14 protein-coding genes are annotated in these 17643 nt (G+C 72.2%); 10 read left to right on the top strand and 4 right to left on the bottom strand.

What is annotated here, in order from left to right:
• From E3O39_RS15835 to E3O39_RS15810, 6 genes are all read left to right on the top strand, one after another.
• Positions 1-1638: a sugar ABC transporter ATP-binding protein gene (locus E3O39_RS15835; protein WP_134446175.1), complete on the top strand. Its 1638-nt coding sequence runs from the start codon at positions 1-3 to the stop codon at positions 1636-1638.
• 5 nt (positions 1639-1643) lie between these two features.
• The gene (locus tag E3O39_RS15830; protein WP_347233229.1) at positions 1644-2615 is read left to right on the top strand and encodes an ABC transporter permease; all 972 of its coding nucleotides are present in this window, start codon (positions 1644-1646) and stop codon (positions 2613-2615) included.
• Positions 2616-2680: 65 nt separating this feature from the next.
• A complete protein-coding gene (locus E3O39_RS15825) occupies positions 2681-3625 on the top strand; it encodes a substrate-binding domain-containing protein (RefSeq protein WP_134446177.1) in 945 nt (314 codons plus the stop codon).
• Positions 3622-4560 (top strand): ribokinase, encoded by a 939-nt coding sequence (locus E3O39_RS15820; RefSeq protein ID WP_134446178.1) that lies wholly within the window; start codon positions 3622-3624, stop codon positions 4558-4560. The genes E3O39_RS15825 and E3O39_RS15820 overlap by 4 nt, the downstream gene beginning before the upstream one ends.
• Positions 4557-4940 (top strand): D-ribose pyranase, encoded by a 384-nt coding sequence (gene rbsD / locus E3O39_RS15815; RefSeq protein ID WP_134446179.1) that lies wholly within the window; start codon positions 4557-4559, stop codon positions 4938-4940. Before E3O39_RS15820 ends, rbsD begins: the two co-directional genes overlap by 4 nt.
• Before the next feature lie 115 nt (positions 4941-5055).
• Entirely contained in the window at positions 5056-6201 is a 1146-nt protein-coding gene (locus E3O39_RS15810) for a glycerate kinase (RefSeq protein ID WP_134446180.1), read from the top strand.
• Positions 6202-6227: 26 nt separating this feature from the next.
• On the opposite strand, the gene E3O39_RS15805 is transcribed toward E3O39_RS15810, so the two are convergent.
• Complete coding sequence (locus E3O39_RS15805) at positions 6228-7022, bottom strand: 2,3-diphosphoglycerate-dependent phosphoglycerate mutase (protein ID WP_134446181.1); 795 nt, start codon at positions 7020-7022, stop codon at positions 6228-6230.
• A 103-nt stretch (positions 7023-7125) separates the two neighbouring features.
• Positions 7126-7893, bottom strand: coding sequence for a hypothetical protein (locus tag E3O39_RS15800; protein ID WP_338145030.1), 768 nt, complete (start codon positions 7891-7893; stop codon positions 7126-7128).
• Between E3O39_RS15800 and E3O39_RS15795 the strand changes: the two genes are divergently transcribed.
• A complete protein-coding gene (locus E3O39_RS15795) occupies positions 7892-8728 on the top strand; it encodes an SDR family NAD(P)-dependent oxidoreductase (protein ID WP_134446182.1) in 837 nt (278 codons plus the stop codon). The two genes, E3O39_RS15800 and E3O39_RS15795, sit on opposite strands and share 2 nt — an antisense overlap.
• A 13-nt stretch (positions 8729-8741) precedes the next feature.
• On the opposite strand, the gene E3O39_RS15790 is transcribed toward E3O39_RS15795, so the two are convergent.
• A complete protein-coding gene (locus tag E3O39_RS15790) occupies positions 8742-9686 on the bottom strand; it encodes an NADP-dependent oxidoreductase (protein WP_134446183.1) in 945 nt (314 codons plus the stop codon).
• A 139-nt stretch (positions 9687-9825) separates the two neighbouring features.
• Between E3O39_RS15790 and E3O39_RS15785 the strand changes: the two genes are divergently transcribed.
• Genes E3O39_RS15785 through E3O39_RS15775 form a run of 3 tightly spaced genes read left to right on the top strand, consistent with a single transcriptional unit; the run spans position 9826 to position 12410 of the window.
• Positions 9826-10845: a LacI family DNA-binding transcriptional regulator gene (locus E3O39_RS15785; RefSeq protein ID WP_134446184.1), complete on the top strand. Its 1020-nt coding sequence runs from the start codon at positions 9826-9828 to the stop codon at positions 10843-10845.
• A gap of 9 nt (positions 10846-10854) precedes the next feature.
• Positions 10855-11379, top strand: coding sequence for a pyridoxamine 5'-phosphate oxidase family protein (locus E3O39_RS15780; RefSeq protein ID WP_134446185.1), 525 nt, complete (start codon positions 10855-10857; stop codon positions 11377-11379).
• Positions 11376-12410, top strand: a complete 1035-nt coding sequence (locus E3O39_RS15775; RefSeq protein WP_134446186.1) for an oxidoreductase — start codon at positions 11376-11378, stop codon at positions 12408-12410. Before E3O39_RS15780 ends, E3O39_RS15775 begins: the two co-directional genes overlap by 4 nt.
• A gap of 60 nt (positions 12411-12470) precedes the next feature.
• On the opposite strand, the gene E3O39_RS15770 is transcribed toward E3O39_RS15775, so the two are convergent.
• Positions 12471-17567 (bottom strand): SCO7613 C-terminal domain-containing membrane protein, encoded by a 5097-nt coding sequence (locus tag E3O39_RS15770; RefSeq protein WP_134446187.1) that lies wholly within the window; start codon positions 17565-17567, stop codon positions 12471-12473.
• Positions 17568-17643 lie beyond the last annotated feature (76 nt).

The following is a 17643-nucleotide window of genomic DNA, read 5'->3' as shown; positions in this document are numbered from 1 at the left end:
ATGAATCCACAACCCCTGGTCACCCTGCAGAACGTGGGCAAGACCTTCGGCCAGGTGACCGTCATCAAGGACGTCACCGTGAGCGTCTACGCCGGCCACGTACAGGTGCTCCTCGGCGAGAACGGCGCCGGGAAATCCACGCTGATCAAGATGATGGCCGGGGTATACCAGCCCGATTCCGGCGACATCGTGGTCGACGGCGCCGTCGTGACGCTCCCGACGACCCGCGCGGCGGAGGACCTCGGTATCGCCACCATCCACCAGGAACTCAACCTCGTGCCGACCATGAGTGTCGCCGAGAACGTGATGCTCGGGCGGATGCCGACCAGGCACGGCATGGTCGACCGGCGCGCCCTCCGCAACCGGGCGCGTGCCGCCCTCGCCCTGATCGGTCTCGACGTCGACGTGGACACCCCGGTCGGCGAGCTCGGCATCGCCAAGCAGCAGCTCGTCGAGATCGCCAAGGCGCTCAGCATCAACGCGCGCATCCTCATCCTCGACGAGCCGACAGCCGCACTCACCCGGCACGAGACCCAGGCGCTCTTCGCCGTGATGGCCGACCTCCGGCGCCGCGGCGTCGCGATGCTCTTCATCAGCCACCACCTCGACGAGATCGCCGAGGTCGGCGACACGGTCACGGTGCTGCGCGACGGCGAATTCGTCGCCGAGGTGCCGGCCTCGACACCGGAAGCGGAGCTGGTGCGGCTCATGGTCGGCCGGAACATCGAGGACCAGTTCCCCCGCCGCGCCTCCGTGCTCGCCGAACCGGCCGAGATCCTCGCGGTCGAGAACCTCAGCGCGAGCGGCTCGTTCAGCGACGTGAGCTTCACCGTGCACGCCGGTGAGGTGCTCGGGATCGCCGGACTCGTCGGCGCCGGTCGCACCGAACTGATCCGGGCGATCGCGGGCGTCGACCACTACGACTCCGGCGCCGTTGTGGTGCGCGGGCACCGGCTGCCGAAGGGCAACATCCCGGCCGCGATCGCCGCGGGCATCGGCCACGTGCCCGAGGACCGCAAGGGACAGGGGCTCGTGCTCGGGGCATCCGTCAACGACAACCTCGGCTACGCGACGCTCGCGTCGACCGCACGCCTCGGGCTCGCGGACTTCACCGGCCAGCGGCGCAGGGCCCAGGCCGTCGCCGAGAAGCTCCGCATCCGGATGCACACCATCGACCAGCCCGTCGGCGCACTGTCAGGCGGCAACCAGCAGAAGGCCGTCTTCGGCCGCTGGATCATCGCCGCCTCGACCGTGCTGCTGCTCGACGAGCCCACCCGCGGCGTCGACGTCGGCGCCAAGGTCGAGATCTACGAACTGATGAACGCGATCACGGATGCCGGTGGCGCGATCGTCATGGTCTCGAGCGAACTCCCCGAGGTCCTCGGCATGAGCGACCGCATCCTGGTGATGCGGGACGGCCGGATCGCCGGCGAGCTCAGCGCCGCGGACGCCACCCAGGACGCCGTAATGACCCTCGCCGCCCGGGAAGCGGGCAGCACCGAGATCGACGCCATCGTCGACGACATCGAATCTGACGAACCGATCAACGAACCGATCAACGAACCGATCACCACAACGACCGACGGCGACCTCGCCGCCGTCACCCCCGACAACGCACCGACCCACGAGAAGGAATGACACTGATGTCCACGACTACCCTGGCCGCGCCGCGCCGCCGCGTCGACTACAAGAAATTCCTCGCCAACAACGGAGCGCTCGTCGGCCTCGTCGTGTTGTGCCTCGCCCTCTTCATCGCCACCCCGGACTTTCTGACCGGGCAGAACCTGCTCAACATCGGCATCCAGGTCTCCACCGTCGCCGTGCTCGCGTTCGGGATGACCTTCGTCATCGTCGCGGGCGGCATCGACCTGTCGGTCGGCGCGGTCGCCGCCCTGGCCGCCATGGTGTCGAGCTGGCTCTTCGTGGCCGCCGGGCTTCCCGGCTGGCTCACCCTGATCGGCGGGCTCGTCACCGGGCTCCTCGCCGGGATGGTCAACGGCCTCGCGAACGCCTACGGCAAGCTGCCCTCGTTCATCGCGACCCTCGCGATGCTGAGCGTCGCCCGCGGCCTCACCCTCGTCATCTCAGACGGCCGCCCGATCAAGACAGCGCCCGAGGTTTCCTTCCTCGGCGGAAACCTCGGACCCGTCCCGATGCCGATCGTCGTGCTCCTGCTCTCAGCCGTCGTCGCCTCCTTCGTGCTCAACCGCACCGTGATCGGGCGGTCGATGTACGCGGTCGGCGGCAACGCCGAGGCGGCGCGCCTGTCCGGGCTGCCGGTCAAGCGCATCCTCGTCACCGTCTTCGCCCTCGCCGGCCTGTTCGCGGCGCTCGCCGGGCTCCTCCTCGCCGGCCGGCTCGACTCCGCGCAGCCCCAGGCGGCTGCCGGCTACGAGCTCGACGCCATCGCGGCCGTCGTCATCGGCGGGGCTTCGCTCTCTGGCGGCCTCGGCAAGATCTCGGGCACCTTCGTCGGCGCGCTCGTGCTCGTCGTGATCCGCAACGGCCTCAACCTGCTGAACGTCACCTCGTTCTGGCAGCAGGTCGTCATCGGCCTCGTGATCGCCCTCGCCGTCGGCGTCGACGTGCTGCGCCGCAAGACGCGCAACAGCTGAGCACTATTCCTCCACACCCGCACTTTCTCCCTTTCCCTCCATCGCTCAAACCAAAGGAACACACAATGAAGTCGTCCTCTTTCCGCAGAATCGCCGCCGTCACCACCGCAGCCGCCCTCATCCTCGTCGGCACGACCGCGTGCGGCCGGGGCGGCGGGGACTCGGCGTCCGGCACCAAGATCGTGCTGGCCGTCTCCACCCTGAACAACCCGTTCTTCGTCGAGCTGCGCGACGGCGCCCAGGCCGCCGCGACCGCCGCCGGTCTGCAGCTCAACATCGTGGATGCCCAGAACGACTCGGCGACCCAGGCCAACCAGCTCGCCACGGCCGCATCGAGCGGGGCCAAGCTCGTCATCGTCAACCCCGTCGACTCGGATGCCGCCGGCTCGGCCGTCAAGGCGCTCAACACCGCGAACATCCCGGTGATCGCGGTCGACCGCACCGTCAACGGCGCAACCGTCGCCTCCCTCGTCGCGAGCGACAACGTCGCCGGCGGCAAGCAGGCCGCGGTCGAGCTCGCGACCGCGATGGGCGAGAAGGGCAGCGTCATCGACCTGCAGGGTGTCTCCGGAACCAGCGCGAGCCGCGACCGTGGCGCCGGCTTCGAAGAGGGCATGAAGGCCTACCCGAACATCACCGTCGTGGCCAAGCAGACCGCCAACTTCGACCGCGCCACCGCACTCGACGTGACGACGAACCTGCTCCAGGCCCACCCCGAGGTGACCGGTGTCTTCGCCGAGAACGATGAGATGGCCCTCGGAGCCGTGCAGGCGCTCGGATCCCGCGCCGGGACCGACGTCAAGGTCGTCGGCTTCGACGGAACCACCGACGGACTCGCCGCGATCACAGCGGGCACCCTCGCCGCCACGATCGCCCAGCAGCCCGCCGAACTCGGCAAGCTCGCCATCGAACTGGCCGTCAAGACCCTCGCCGACGAAAAGGTCGACGCGACCGTCCCCGTCGAGGTCGTCACCGTTACGAAGACGAACGTGGGCGACTTCACCAAGTGAGCTCCTTCACCCCCACCGCTGACGGCGGCCCGATCGTCGTCGTCGGCTCGATCAACGTCGACCAGCTCATGGTCGTCGAGCGCCATCCCGCGCCAGGGGAAACCCTGATCGCGCGGTCGATGGAATTCCTGCCGGGCGGCAAGGGCGCCAACCAGGCCGTCGCAGCGGCCCGGCTGGGCGCGCACGTCAGCCTCGTCGGCGCCACCGGGAGCGATTCCGTCGCCGGGCTCACGATGGCTCTCCTCGAGCGGGCCGGCGTCGACCTGTCCGCCGTGTCCACCATCGACGGCCCGACCGGCCTCGCTCTCGTCACCGTGGCCGACGACGGGGAGAACACCATCGTCGTCGTCCCCGGGGCGAACGCCGCCGTGGGGGCGGATGTCGTCGGTGACGCCGCCGACCTCATCGCGCGGGCCGCCGTCGTCGTGCTGCAGGGCGAGATCCCCGCCGCCGGCATCGAGGCGGCCGCCCGCCTGGCCACCGGCCGGGTCGTGCTCAACCTCGCTCCCGTGATCGCCGTCGACCCCGCCACGATCCGGCGGGCCGACCCGCTCGTCGTCAACGAGCACGAGGCCGCACTCGTCCTCGCGCTCGTCGACCCCGGCACGGACATCCCCCGTGGGGACGCCGAGCTCGTGGCCAGGCTCCGCGCCTGGGGCGTTCCCGCCGTGGTGCTGACCAGGGGAGAACAGGGTGCGATCTGTTCCGATTCCCTCGGCACGACCACGGTTCCCTCGCCCCGGGTCGCAGCGGTCGACTCCTCCGGAGCCGGCGATGCCTTCGTCGGGGCGCTCAGCGGACGGCTCGCCGCCGGCTCCAGCCTCCTCGACGCCGTGCGCCTCGCGGTCAGGGTCGGCGCGTTCGCGGTGCGCACGCTCGGCACCCAGCAGTCGTATCCCGGCGCGGACGACGAACTCCCCGAGGTGGAGAAGTGAAGCGGACCGGCATCCTGAATGCCGACCTCTGCGGCGCCCTCGCCAGACTCGGGCACACCGACCTGGTCCTGGTGGCCGATTGCGGCATGCCGATCCCGGCGGGGGTGCCGGTGGTCGACCTCGCACTCGTCCACGGCATTCCGCGGTTCGAGCAGGTCCTCGATGCCCTCACAAGCGACATGGTGTTCCAGCACTGCATCGCCGCCGAGGAAGCGAAGGGCGCCCCGGCGGGTGCCTGGCTGGCCGAGCGTTTCGACGGGATCGAGTACATCAGCCACGAGGATCTCAAGGCGCTCTCCGCGTCTGCCAAGCTCTTCATCCGCACGGGCGAGGCCACGCCGTACGCGAATGCGGCCCTGGTCTGCGGGGTGTCATTCTGAGCTACGGCTCTTGAGATCGACGTGGTCCGCCGAAACGGCCACACTGAAGGGGCCGGGGAAATCTCCCCGGCCCCTTTTCTCACCCCATCGGTTGCGCCCGGCAGAGGATCACCGCATGAAGTTCGTTCTGGCACCCGACTCCTTCAAGGAATCGATGACCGCGGCGGAGGCCGCGGCCGCGATGGAACGCGGCATCCGTTCGGTGTTCCCGGATGCCGTGTGCATCGCCGCTCCGATGGCCGACGGCGGGGAGGGAACGGCCGACGCCCTCGTGGCCGCGCTCGGCGGCACCCTCATCACGGCCGAGGTGCAGGATGCGCTCGGACGAACGGTTCCGGCGACCTATGGGTTCGTGGCCGCCGAGGGCCTGGCGGTCATCGAGATCGCCGCGGCCGCCGGCATCCACCTCGTCGCGGTCGCCGACCGTGACCCCCGGATCGCGAGCACCTTCGGGGTCGGCCGGCTGATCGCCGACGCGCTCGACCGGGGGGCACGCCGTTTCATCGTCGGGCTCGGCGGATCGGTCACCAACGACGGCGGGGCGGGCATGCTTCAGGCGCTCGGCGCGCGGCTGCTCGACGTCGGCGGCGCTGAGCTGCCCCGCGGAGGTGCAGGCCTTGCCCGCCTCGCCCGGATCGACCTGTCCGGGTTCGACCCGCGACTCGCGGGCACGTCTTTCCGGATCGCGTGCGACGTGACCAACCCGTTGCTCGGCCCGAGCGGGGCCAGCCGGGTGTTCGGACCCCAGAAGGGTGCGGATGAGTCGGCCGTTGTCGAGCTCGATGCTGCCCTCGGCGTCTTCGCGTCCGTCGTCACGTCGATGACGAGGCGCGAGGTCGCCACGGTCGCCGGCGCCGGCGCCGCCGGCGGGCTCGGAGCGGCCTTCCTCGCCTTCTTCGACAGCACGATGCAGCGCGGCGTTGACGTCGTGATGGAGGCCGCCCACCTCTCCGAGTCGATGGCGGGCGCCGACATCGTGTTCACCGGGGAGGGCAGCATCGACGCCCAGACCCTCGGCGGGAAGACCCCGCTCGGCGTCGCGGAAACCGCGGCCAGGCACGGCGTACCCGTGATCGCCTTCGCCGGCCGGGTCGGGGAGGGTGCCGAGGCACTGTACGGGCACGGGTTCGCCGCTCTCGTTCCGATCGTCCCGGGGGTCTGCACCCTGGCGGAGGCGCTCGCCGCCGGCGCGGCCAACCTCGAGAAGGCCGTCGCGACCACCTGTCGCCTGCTCACGGTTCCGCAGCACTCCCGGCCCTGACTCGCGGCATCCGCAACTCGAGGGGACTAGGTGCCGCCGTCGGCGGTGAGCCGGGCCGCGGCGGGCAGTGCGGCGGCGGAATCGAGGTAGTGGCCGCCCGCCGAGAGCGGCTGCCGCGGGAGCGCGCCCGTGGGTTCCTGCGCCAGGTCGGCGGCCGTGAAGCGATAGACGAGCGGATGCCCGGTCGGAAGATTGAGCCGGTGGATCGCGTGGTCGTCGAGGCCGTCCAGCAGCGCGCAGTAGGCCCGGAGCGAGTTCCCGTGGGCGACGACGAGCACGGTCTGGCCGAGGCGGAGGCGCGGAACCACCTGTTCGGCGTGGAACCGGCCGACCCTCGCCATGACGTGGCTGAGCGCCTCGGTGCGGGTGAGCGCTTCGGCAGGGAGCCCGCGGAACAGGGGCGATTCGCGCGCGGCCGCGAAAGCCTCGTCGTCGAGGGGCGGCGGAGCGGTGTTGACCGACCTGCGCCAGGCCAGGAACTGGGCCTCGCCGAATTCCGCCCGCACGTCGGCCTTCGAGCGACCGGTCAGGGCTCCGTAGTTGCGCTCGTTGAGCCGCCAGTCGGCCTGCGGGGCCGCTGGGTGTTGTCGCAGCTCCTCGACCAGGATGTCGGCCGTTCGCCGGGCCCGCTGCAGGGCTGAGGTGAACACGGCGTCGGGGTGGAGGCCCGCGGAGGCTACCAGCCTGGCGGCGGACCGGGCCTCTGCCGCCCCCAGATCGGACAGCGGCGCGTCGAGGATCCCGGTGAACAGGCCGGAGGCATTCGCCGTGCTCTCGCCGTGCCGCAGGAGCACGAGAGTGCCGGGAGTGCGGGTGCTCACTGGCCTGTCCTCTCGGCGTTCCGACCGGGACGCTCCTGTCAGGCTATCGCCCGGCCGTGCCCGGCGCGGTCGTGCCGGGCACGGCCGTTCCGGGGCGGACGGCTCAGAAGTCGAAGCCGCCGCCGAAGTCCCCGCCGCCGAAGTCGCCCCCGCCGAAGTCACCGCCGGTGTCGGACCCCGTGTCCGCTCCGGCTTCCGTGCTCGTGTCGCTCGCGGAGTCCCCGCCGGAATCGGTCCCTGAATCGCTCGCTGCGGCATCCGTCGCCCCCGGGTCCGGCAGGAACGCGCTCACGAGCGCGGACCCGATCACGTAACCGGCGACCGTGCCGAGGATGGTGCTGCCGACCATGCCGCCGAACCCCAGGCCGCCCTGGCCCTGGCGGCCGAGGGTGCGTTCGAGGGTGCCGGGCTCGCGGAGCTCTGCACGGGTGGCGGCCTTCGCGAGCGTCGCTGGCGCGGCGTCGGCCGGGCGTTCGCTCGGCGTGGCGTTCTCGGTGAGGCGCTGGAAGAGCAGGTCGCGCTGCTGGTCGGTGAGCTTGGCGAAGGCCTCGGTGTGCACTTGCTCGATGGTCTCCGGCGGCGCCGTGCGCAACAGGTACTGGTAGCGCTCGACGGCGATCTCGTCGTCGGTGCGCTGCGGGACGGCGCCACGCGTGGTGGGCGCGGTGCGGGCCTGTGCCGTGCTGCCCTGTTCGTCGCGGCCGAAGAGGCGGTCGAGGAATCCCATGGTGTGCTCCTGGTCAGTCGTCTTGTGAGTCGTCGATCGGTTGCGTCCACGATGCCAGCCGGGGCTGGGTATGCACTGGGCTTCCGGGGCGCTCCCCAGGATGGCGGCTCCCGGACCGGCGGCGATGATGAATGATGGAGGCATGACTCGAACCGTTTCCGGAGCCCGCGTGCTGATCACCGGCGCTGCCAGCGGCATGGGCCGCCTCTACGCCGAGCGGGCCGTCGCAGAGGGGGCGCGGGCGGTGATCCTGTGGGATCGGGACGCCGCCGCTCTCACCAGGACGGCCGCTCGCCTCTCCGAGGGGGCCACCGGCTCGACCGCGGTGTTTCCGTACGTCGTCGACATCGGAGACCTGGGTGCGATCGCGCAGACAGCCCAACGCGTGCGCACGGAAATCGGAAACCCGGACATCGTGATCAACAACGCCGGGATCGTGCGCGGCGCCTTCTTCTGGGAACACGACAACGGCGACGACACGCGCCCCACCATGCAGATCAACGCCCTCGCCCCGATGTACATCGCCCGCGAGTTCCTGCCGGGGATGATGAGCACCAACGGCCGGGAATCGCGGATCGTGAACATCGCCTCGGCGGCCGGCCTGCTCTCCAACCCGAGGATGAGCGTGTACGCGGCCTCGAAGGCCGCCCTGATCGGCTGGAGCGATTCCCTGCGGCTCGAGCTCGTGCAGCAGGGTTTCAGCCGGGTCAAGGTCACCACGGTGTCGCCGAGCTATATCTCGACCGGCATGTTCGACGGCGCGCGCGGGCCGCTCCTGACTCCCATACTCACACCGGAATACGTCGTCGACCGGGTCTGGCGGGCCATGCTCGCCGGGACTCCGCAGGTGACCATGCCGTGGACGGTCGGTCTGTCGAAAGTGCTGCGGGGCATCCTGCCGCTGCCGGTCTGGGATCTCGTGGCCGGCCGCGTCTTCGGCGTCTACAACACCATGGACGACTTCGTCGGGCGTCGCTGACCGTCCGGGCGGGTCAGGGCAGCAGGACGATCTTGCCGCGCGGATGCCCGTGCTCGCTGAGCTCCTGGGCTGCGGCCGCCTCGGCGAGCGGGAAGACCGCCGCGATCTCGACATCGAACCGGCCGGCGGCCGCCAGCTCGGTTGCAAGTCGCAGGCCCGCCGCCCTGAGCTCGACCTGCTCCGGGGTGAGCGGAACCGGGCTGCCGCCTGACCAGGCCTGGATGCCGAGCTCCGCCGCCTTCCGGCCGACCACGATCGTGCCGATCCTGCTGCGGTCGGCGACGAGCGCGAAGGAAGCCTCGAGGGCCTCGTCGGTGCCCGCGGCATCCAGGACGACGTCGACGCCCCGGGGAGCCACCGAACGGATGCGATCGACGAGACCGGGCCCGTACACGACCGGGATCGCGCCGAGTTCGGCCAGCCGGGCCTGGTTCGGCTCGCTCGCCGTCGCGATCACGGTCGCGCCGTCGAGCAGGGCGAACTGGATCGCGGCCTGTCCGACGCTGCCAGAACCGCCGTGGATGAGCAGGGTGTCCGCCGATCCCAGTCCGAGGGAGCGGAGCGCCTGGTAGGCCGTACCGGCCGGCACTCCGAGGGCCGCGGCCTCCGCCCAGCCGAGTCCGTCCGGCTTGCGAGTGAGCTGCGCGGGGGTCGCTGCCAGGTGGCTGGCATAGGCGCCAGCGGCGCCGAGCACGATCACGGCGTCCCCGACCGACCAGCCGGTCACGCCGGCGCCGACCTCGACGATCCGCCCGGCGGCGTCGGAGCCCGGCCGCCTCGGCGTCGTGATCGGGCCCGTCGGGCGGATGGCCCTGCGGATCTTCCAGTCGATCGGGTTCACGCCCGCCGCCCGGACCGCGACCACGACTTCGCCGGCGGATGCCCGGGGCTCGGCCACCTCGACCAGCTCGAGCACCTCGGGTCCGCCGAATTTGCTGTACTGAACGATCTGGGCCATGGGGTCTCCTCGAGTCGGTGGAGGGCGGAATGACAACCCCCTCCCGCATTTTGACACCTCTGCGCCTCCGCAATAGTCTGGGCATCAGCTTGGAAACGTTTCCACTTGACGCAGTCCCGGCAGGGCAGGGGGTGCAGTGATGGTCACGATCACCATCAAGGACGTTGCCGCGCTCGCCGGCGTCTCCGTCGCGACGACGTCCCGGGTGCTCTCCGGAAACCCCGCCACCTCGGCGGACGCCCGCTCCCGGGTGCAGGCGGCCGTCGCGGAGCTCGACTATCGGCCGAACGCCCAGGCCAGGGCGCTCCGGTCCACCCGCACGCACGCGATCGGCCTGCTGGTGCCGGATGTCCGGAACCCGTTCTTCGCGGACCTCGCCCACACGGTCGAGCAGGCTGCCCTCGTGCACGGCTTCGTGACGCTGCTCGGCAACGCGAACGAGCGGAAGGACCAGCAGGACCGGTACCTCGACAACCTGATCGCCCGGCGCGTCGACGGCATCATCGTCGCGCCGCTCGGTGACGGGAGCGGCAGCATCCGCTCGGTCGTCGGACGGGAGATCCCGGCCGTCTTCATCGACCGCACCATCGAGGGCATCGACCTGCCGAGCGTCACGACGGACAGCGACACCGGGATCCGGGAGGCGGTCGATCATCTCGCCGCGCTCGGGCACACCCGGATCGGCTACATTGCCGGGCCGCAGTCCACCTCGACCGGCCGTGAACGCTACGCGAGCTTCGTCCGGGCCGCCGGCGACCGGGGCCTCAGCCTCGACCCAGCGCTCATCGTCTTCGGCGACTTCCAGCCCGAGAGCGGCTCGGCCGCCGTGCGCACCCTGCTCGCACTCAATGAACCGCCGACCGCGCTTCTCGTCGCGGACAGCCCGATGGCGTTCGGCGCGATCGGCGCGATCCAGAAGCTCGGCCTCCGGATCGGCACCGACGTCGCCCTGGTCTCCTTCGACGACATCGACTGGCTCGCCCTGCTCGATCCGCCCGTGAGCGTCATCGCGCACAGTGTCGCGGACATGGGCCGGATCGCCGTCGACATGCTCAGGACCGTGATCGACGGCGGCACGCCGGAGTCCGTGCGCCTGCCCAGCCGGCTGATCATCCGGGGCTCCTCCGCGACCCCGGTCGATCCCAGTCGATCCCGCTAGGCTCTGCGCGTGACCGAATCCTTCCGTTCCCTGTTGCGCTCCCTGCCGGACTTCCCGGCCTCCCTCCCGCCCTTCGACGCGAAGGCCGCCGAGTCCGATCCCGCCCTGCTCTTCCAGGCCTGGCTTGCCGCCGCCCTCGCCGCCGGGGTGCCGCAGCCGCACGCCTTCAGCCTCGCCACGACGACCGCTGCCGGCCAGCCGTCCTCACGGATGCTGATCCTCAAGAACATCGACGAGGCCGGCTGGCACTTCGCGAGCTCCGCGACCTCGCGCAAGGGCCTCGAGCTCAGTGAGAACCCGAGCGCGGCGATGAACTTCTACTGGCCGCAGCTGGGCAGGCAGGTGCGCGTTGTCGGTTCGGTGATCGAGCTCTCGGCCCGGGCATCCGCGCAGGACTGGGACGAGCGCCCCGGCGCCGACGGCCGGCCCAACTCGAGCTGGCGGCTTTACGCGCTGCAGCCGAGCGAGATCGAGTTCTGGCAGGCGAGCGCCGACCGGAACCACGTGCGCTACCGGATCGAGCTGTCGAAATGACCGCCGCTTCTCCGAAGAAGTCGCCGAAGAAGCCCGGCTGGACCGCCGCGGACATCCCCGACCTCCGGGGTCGCACGATCATCGTCACGGGAGCGAACTCGGGGCTCGGATTCGTGACGGCGTCCGAGCTGGCCGGGCACGGGGCATCCGTCATCCTCGCCGTGCGTGATCTCGCCAGGGGCGAAGACGCAGCGCGGCGCATTCTGGCCGGGCTGCCCGCCGACCGGGCGGCGGATGCCGCGGTGCAGGTGCGCGAGCTCGATCTGTCCAGCCTCGCCTCGGTTCGGTCCTTCGCGAGTGCCTGGCTCGCCGAGCACCCCGAAGGACTCGACGTCCTCGTCAACAACGCGGGCGTGATGAACGTGCCAGAGCGCCGGACCGTCGACGGATTCGAACTGCAGTTCGGCACCAACCACCTCGGCCATTTCGCCCTCACCGGGCTGCTGCTGCCCGGCCTCCTCGCCCGCGCCGCGGCGGCCACCGCCCCGGACGCGGTCACCGGCCCGGACACCGGCCGGAAGGCCCGGGTCGTCACACTCTCCTCCGCACTGCACCGGCGCGGCCGGATGGACTTCGACGACCTGATGGGCGCGCAGAAGTACAGGGCCTGGGCTGCCTACGGCCAGAGCAAGCTCGCCAACCTGCTCTTCACAAGCGAACTCCAGCGCCGGGCCGACGCGGCAGGGGCACCCCTGCTCGCCCTCGCCGCCCACCCCGGGTACGCCCGTACGAACCTGCAGTCCGTCGGCGCAACCATGCGCGGCAACAACAACGGCTTCGAACGCCGACTGACGGATCTCGCCAACCGGGTCCTCGCCCAGCCGGCCGAGATGGGGGCGCTGCCCACGCTCTACGCTGCGACCGAGCCGGGACTCGCCGGCAACACCTTCGTCGGGCCGGACGGCTTCGGCGAGCAGCACGGCCACCCGCATCCGGTCGGGCGGTCCGAACGGGCCGGCAACCACACGGATGCCGTGCGCCTGTGGTCGGAAAGCGAACGCCTGACCGGGGTCACCTTCGATCTCGGCTGACAGCGCGCCCGCGTCACGGCAGGGGGCGGCGACACGCGACGGTGTCGCTGCGCTGACCCGTCAGCGGAGCGACGAGATGCCGAGCGCGATCTGCTTGAGAGCGCGGATCCGCTGCTCGTAGCGGGCAGCGAGCACGATCAGCAGGGTGCCGCCGATGCCGAGCCACAGCCACCAGGCGACGGCCTCGTAGGCCAGCGCGATCCACGGCCACAGCTGGGCGAGACCGTGCACGAGCAACACCACGGCGCCCAGCACGAACGGCGCCTGCAACCGCTGCCACAGGCCGGCCAGCAGCACGGCGACCGCGAGTACTCCGAGCCCGACGACCCGCCAGAGCGGGCTCTCGGTCACGTCGAGCAGGAGCGACGGACCGAGCAGCACGAAGAGGCCCGGTGCGAGCCACGGCCAGCTGCGCGCGGACGGCGTCGCCTCGAGGTGCAGCCAGCCGCTCGTGACGAGCGCGAGGGCGAGCGGAACGCTCACGATCTCGATCGGGTGCGGAACGCCGTGGCCGTAGCCGGCGAGCACCGCGACTCCGCCGGCGGCGATGGCCAGCCACGCGACCCAGCGGCCGGCCCGGCCCGGGTCGAGCTGGAACACCGTGACGTGCACCGCGGAGAATGTCCAGGCGAGCAGCACGACGCGGATCGTCGCGAGAGGCGCATACCCGAGCGCGGCGACTTCGGCCCCGAGCACGCCGGCCATCGCCAGGATTACGAGACCGTAGCCGAGCGCCGACGTCGCGGAATCCGTGGCCGGCACCTGTCTCGGGCCGGTCCGCACCGGGCCGGGCGTCGAACCGGTGAAGCGGATGCCGTCGCGCGCATCGCCGTCGACCGGGCCAGTCGGTGGGTGGTCGCCGACGGCCGCGGCGAGACCGGCGACGGGGCCGCGGCGGGCCGCGGCCCCGAGGGCGATTCCGGTCGCGGCCACGAGCACAGCCGCGGGCAGGAGCCAGCCCTCGAGCCGGGAATCCGGCCCGGCCGGGACGGTGTCGAGGAGCGGGCTGACTCGGTTCAGGGCGGTGAGCAGCACGGCGACGAGTCCGGCGGAGACGGCCGGCCAGGCCAGCTGACGCCACGCCGGTGTCGCTGTGAGCGTGGCGCCGGCGATCGCGAGTGCGCCGCCGAAGGTGAGCACGAGGATCGGGCGGAGCAGGGACCCGTCCGGTGTCGGCGGGATCGTGGCGCTCGGGAGCACGGCGAGCAGGAGGCCGGCCTGGATCCAGAACCGGGTCGACCGGGCCGCGCCCGAGTCCGCGGCCGTGGCCGGGACGGGGCTGTGGAACTGGCCGGCGGCGAGGAGGCGCCCGCCGACGATCACGAGTCCGACCGGAACCGTCACGATCTCGAGCGGAACCGGGACACCGTGCAGGTATCCGCCGAGCAGTGCGACGCCGGAGCCGCCGAGGGCGGCCCAGGCGAGAGCGCGGCCCTCCCTGGTGCGGTCCCACCGGATCAGACCGACGTGCGCTGCCGCGCAGGCGAGGGCGAGCAGCACGACGCGCGGAGCGGCGAGCGGGGTCTCGTCGGGGGCCGCTGCGGCGAGGCTGAGGACCTCGGCGAGTGACCCGAAGGTGACGGCGACCGTGAGCAGGCCGTATCCGGTGCGCACGGCGAGCCTGGCCGTGACGTGGGCGTCACCGGCACCCGAGGCGTCCCCGAGCATCCGTCGCCCGGAGCGTGCGCTGAGGATGCCGGCGACAACGAGAACCAGCAGTGCGGGCAGGAGCCAGGCCTCGATGAGGAGCCCTGCGTCTTCGGTGGAGCGGAGGAGCGCCACGATCCGGCCGCCGCTCGTCACGAGCAGCCCGAGGGTGCCGCTCGCCGCGGCCGCGGCGAGGTACCCGGACCGCGGCGGGGTCCAGCGCAGGGCACAGGCAGTGAGCAGCAGAGCGGCCGAGACGCCGCTGACCGCGAGCGGGCGGGCGAGCGGGCCGGTCCCGGCGACAAGCGCGACGGGCACGAGCGCGACGAGCAGCCCGGCGAGGGTGAGCCAAGCGGCGACGGGGCTCCCGGCCGTCCTGCGGTCGACCAGTCCGAAGCGGCGGATGAGCGCGGCCAGCACGAGCAGGACCGCCGCGACGGGCAGCACGTAGGGTTCCACGGCCTCGGTGCCTGACCGGGAGAGGCCGAGCCAGAGGCCCGCGATTCCGAGGCAGAGCGCCACCCAGCCGAGGTGCCGTCGCGCGGAGTGCGAGCCGAAGAGCCCGTCGGGGGCGATCGCGGCCAGGAGCGCGGCGAGGCCGGCGAGGAGGAGCGCGACCCAGCCGAGCGGGCGGCTCGTGGCGATCGCCGTGATCGTTGCCGGGCCGAGCACGAGCAGTGCGCCGACCTCGAGGGCGAGCCGGTCGGTGGGGCCGCGGGACACCGTCCCGGGCGACGTGCGTAGCGCGAGCGACCCGAGCGTGAGCCCGAGGGCGCAGCACAGGATGGCGGCGGCCGGCGCGGCCACGTCGGCGACGGTGGCGGGGGCATCCGCTGCCCGGAGCACGGCGCCGAACAGCAGGAACAGCACCGGGGCGATCGCGACGATCGCGGTGAGCCGCTCGATGGGAGCGGCGGCGCGGTTGCCGCGGAGCGTGAGCCAGAGCACGGCGGCAGTGAGCAGCAGCACAGTGTGGATGATGGCCGCTGCCGGTTCGGGCTGCAGCAGGACGGCGCGACCGGTCGGGTCGAGGGCGGCGGCGAGGTCCCCGACGGGCAGGGCGAAGGCCAGGATCGTGGGGGCGAGCAGGGTCCGGAAGGCCCAGCGGCGCTCGGTGGGCTGCACCCAGCGGGGCAGCGGCACCGCGAAGAAAAGCTGGAGGAGCGCGGTCGCGAGGGTGAGGCCGCGCAGCTGGTCCACGAGCAGCACGGTCGCCGGCGGCCGGGCGCCGAGGGTGAGCGCCCACGGCGCGACGACGACGGCGAGCAGGGTGAGCAGGAGCGCGCCCGCCAGGAGCGCGCCGCGTCCCTGTTCCCGCCCGCTGTGCGCGGGGCGGTCGGGGGTTCCCGCGATGTGGGCTTCTTGGACGTTGCCGAGCAGGCCGCGGGCGACGACGAGCGCGAGGATGCCGGTGGCTGTGCCGATCCACCAGGTGTCCGACCGCGCCCAGCCGACCAGGAAACCGAGGGAGACGCTCACGATGACGAGGGTGAGCACGATGGGACGGAGGGAACCGAGCGGCAGCCGGTCGCGCTGGTGCGCGAGCAGGGCGAATAGCGCGCCGCCGCCGAGCAGCCCGAAGAGCAGGGTGACCAGCCATACCGAGCCGGGGAGCTGCCCCGCGAACGGGACCGCGAGCACGAGAGTAGCCGCGAAAACCGCCGCGACCAGGCGCGTGCGAGCGTGCAGCAGCCCCCCGGCGTGCCAGATGACGGCGGCCAGGGCGCCGGCTGCGACGAGGGCGCTGAGGGCCCAGAGACTGTTCGGGCCGACCGGGTTGTCCAGCTCGTCGAACGAGGAGAGGAGCGGGTTGAACGGCCTGCCCGGGTCGCTCGCGAACACAGTCAGGCCACGCACGAGCGCGACGCCGAGCGGCCACGCGGCGCTGGAGACCGTCGCGAGGGCGAAATAGCCCGCGGCGAGGGCCGCCGTCAGGGCCGCGACGCGCTCGGCGGTGCGCCGCGGACCGGCGGCGCGGTTGGACACGAGCTCCAGGCCGAGCGCGAGGGTGAGCGCGACCAGCAGGGGCGCCGTGACAAGGAGCGGGATGCTGGTGGTGCGGATCGCGACGATCAGGGCGATCAGGGCGAGCGCGAGGGCCGCGACGGCCGAACAGAAGCAGGCGAAGGCGAGCGAGCCTGCGCCCGGGCCGGCCGGGGCAGAGGCTGAGGCGACGGATTGGGCAGGGTCGGCCGGGGCCTGGGCCGGAGGTACCGCGCGCACCCCGAGGATCGTGACGGAGTGCACGGCGGCGACGAGCGCGACCGCGCCGAGCAGCCAGAGCGGGGAGAGTTCGCTGCCCGTGTCCACGAACGGGGCCGTTGCGAGGGCACCGAGCAGCGACACGACGGCGAAACCGAACACGATCGCCCGCTCGGGCGCCCGGTCGGCGCCTGGCCAACGACCGACCGGCGCGGCGGTTTCCGTCGACGGCGACGCCCGCGTGAAGCGGTGGATGAGCGCGCCGACGGATGCCCCGAGGAACGCGAGGTAGACCCGGGTCAGGTCGTCCTGGCCGACCGCCGCGGCGGAGACGAGCAGGCCGAGCCCGGGCGCGGCGGCCGCGAAGCCGGCGACACTCGCAACCCGCAGCCCGGATACGGCGTGCCAGCCGAGGAACAGCCCGGTGCACACGAGGAGCGTCACCCCCCAGTAGCCGTCGGACTCCGCCGCGCCGAGCCCGAAGAGGTCGTTCTGCCGGAGGGACCAGGCGTCGAGCAGCACGAGCACGACCGCGAGGGCGCCGATGCCCTCCGCCGTGACCCCGAGTCCGCGGCGCTTGAGCACCGCGGCCGTGACCAGCGCCCCGGCCGTGAATGCCCCGACGATGAGGGAACGCACGAGGAGCCCGGCGAAGATCCAGGCGACCGTGAGGAAGAAGATCGCGGCGACCGACACGAGCGTGACCCCGACCACGAGCAGCAGGATCTGCACGCTCGACCGTTTCGGCGGGAGCGAGGGGTCCCGCGGCGCCGGTGCGGCCTTCGGGAGTGCCTGCCGCGGCGGGGACTGGTGGGCCGGCGTGGACAGCGCCGGCGTGGACAGCGCGGGCGCTGATCGGGAGGGCGTCGGCGTCGCGTGCTCTGACGGAACCGGCACCGATGGCGCGGTCGAAGCCCAAGCCGCGATCGGGACCACCAGGGGAGCAGTCGCCGGCGGTTGGGGGAGCCAGGACAGGGGAGGCGCCGGAGCCGGCGCGGTCGGCGTGTGCTGCACCTGTTGGGCGGCGGCCCGGGCCCGGGCGGCGTCGAAACGCAGGCGCCCGATCAGCGCCACGCGCCGGTCGAGCAGTTTCGCGGCATCCGTTGACACGGCCAGCAGCTCGGCGGCGACCGGATGCCGCAGGTCGAGCCCGCAGGACGGGCACCCGTATGGCGCGAGCGGGGTCTGGCAGGCCGGGCACAGGGTCGTGTCGGTCAGGTCGCGGAGCGAGCCGGGCCAGAGCACCGTGCCCGCGTGCTGCGCGAATGGATCGGGTGCGGCTGAATCGCCGCCGGCCGGGTCTGACATCGTTGCCCCTCGCTTGATGTGGACTGCCCCCACAGGTTAGCGTGTCGCCGCCCGCTGGCGGGATGCCCCGTTCGGC

It is taken from the genome of Cryobacterium sp. MDB2-A-1, assembly GCF_004402675.1.
GTDB classification, from domain to species: Bacteria; Actinomycetota; Actinomycetes; order Actinomycetales; family Microbacteriaceae; genus Cryobacterium; species Cryobacterium glucosi.
The sequence above is the reverse complement of the archived record's forward strand: the minus strand, read 5'-3'. Positions and strand labels throughout refer to the sequence as shown.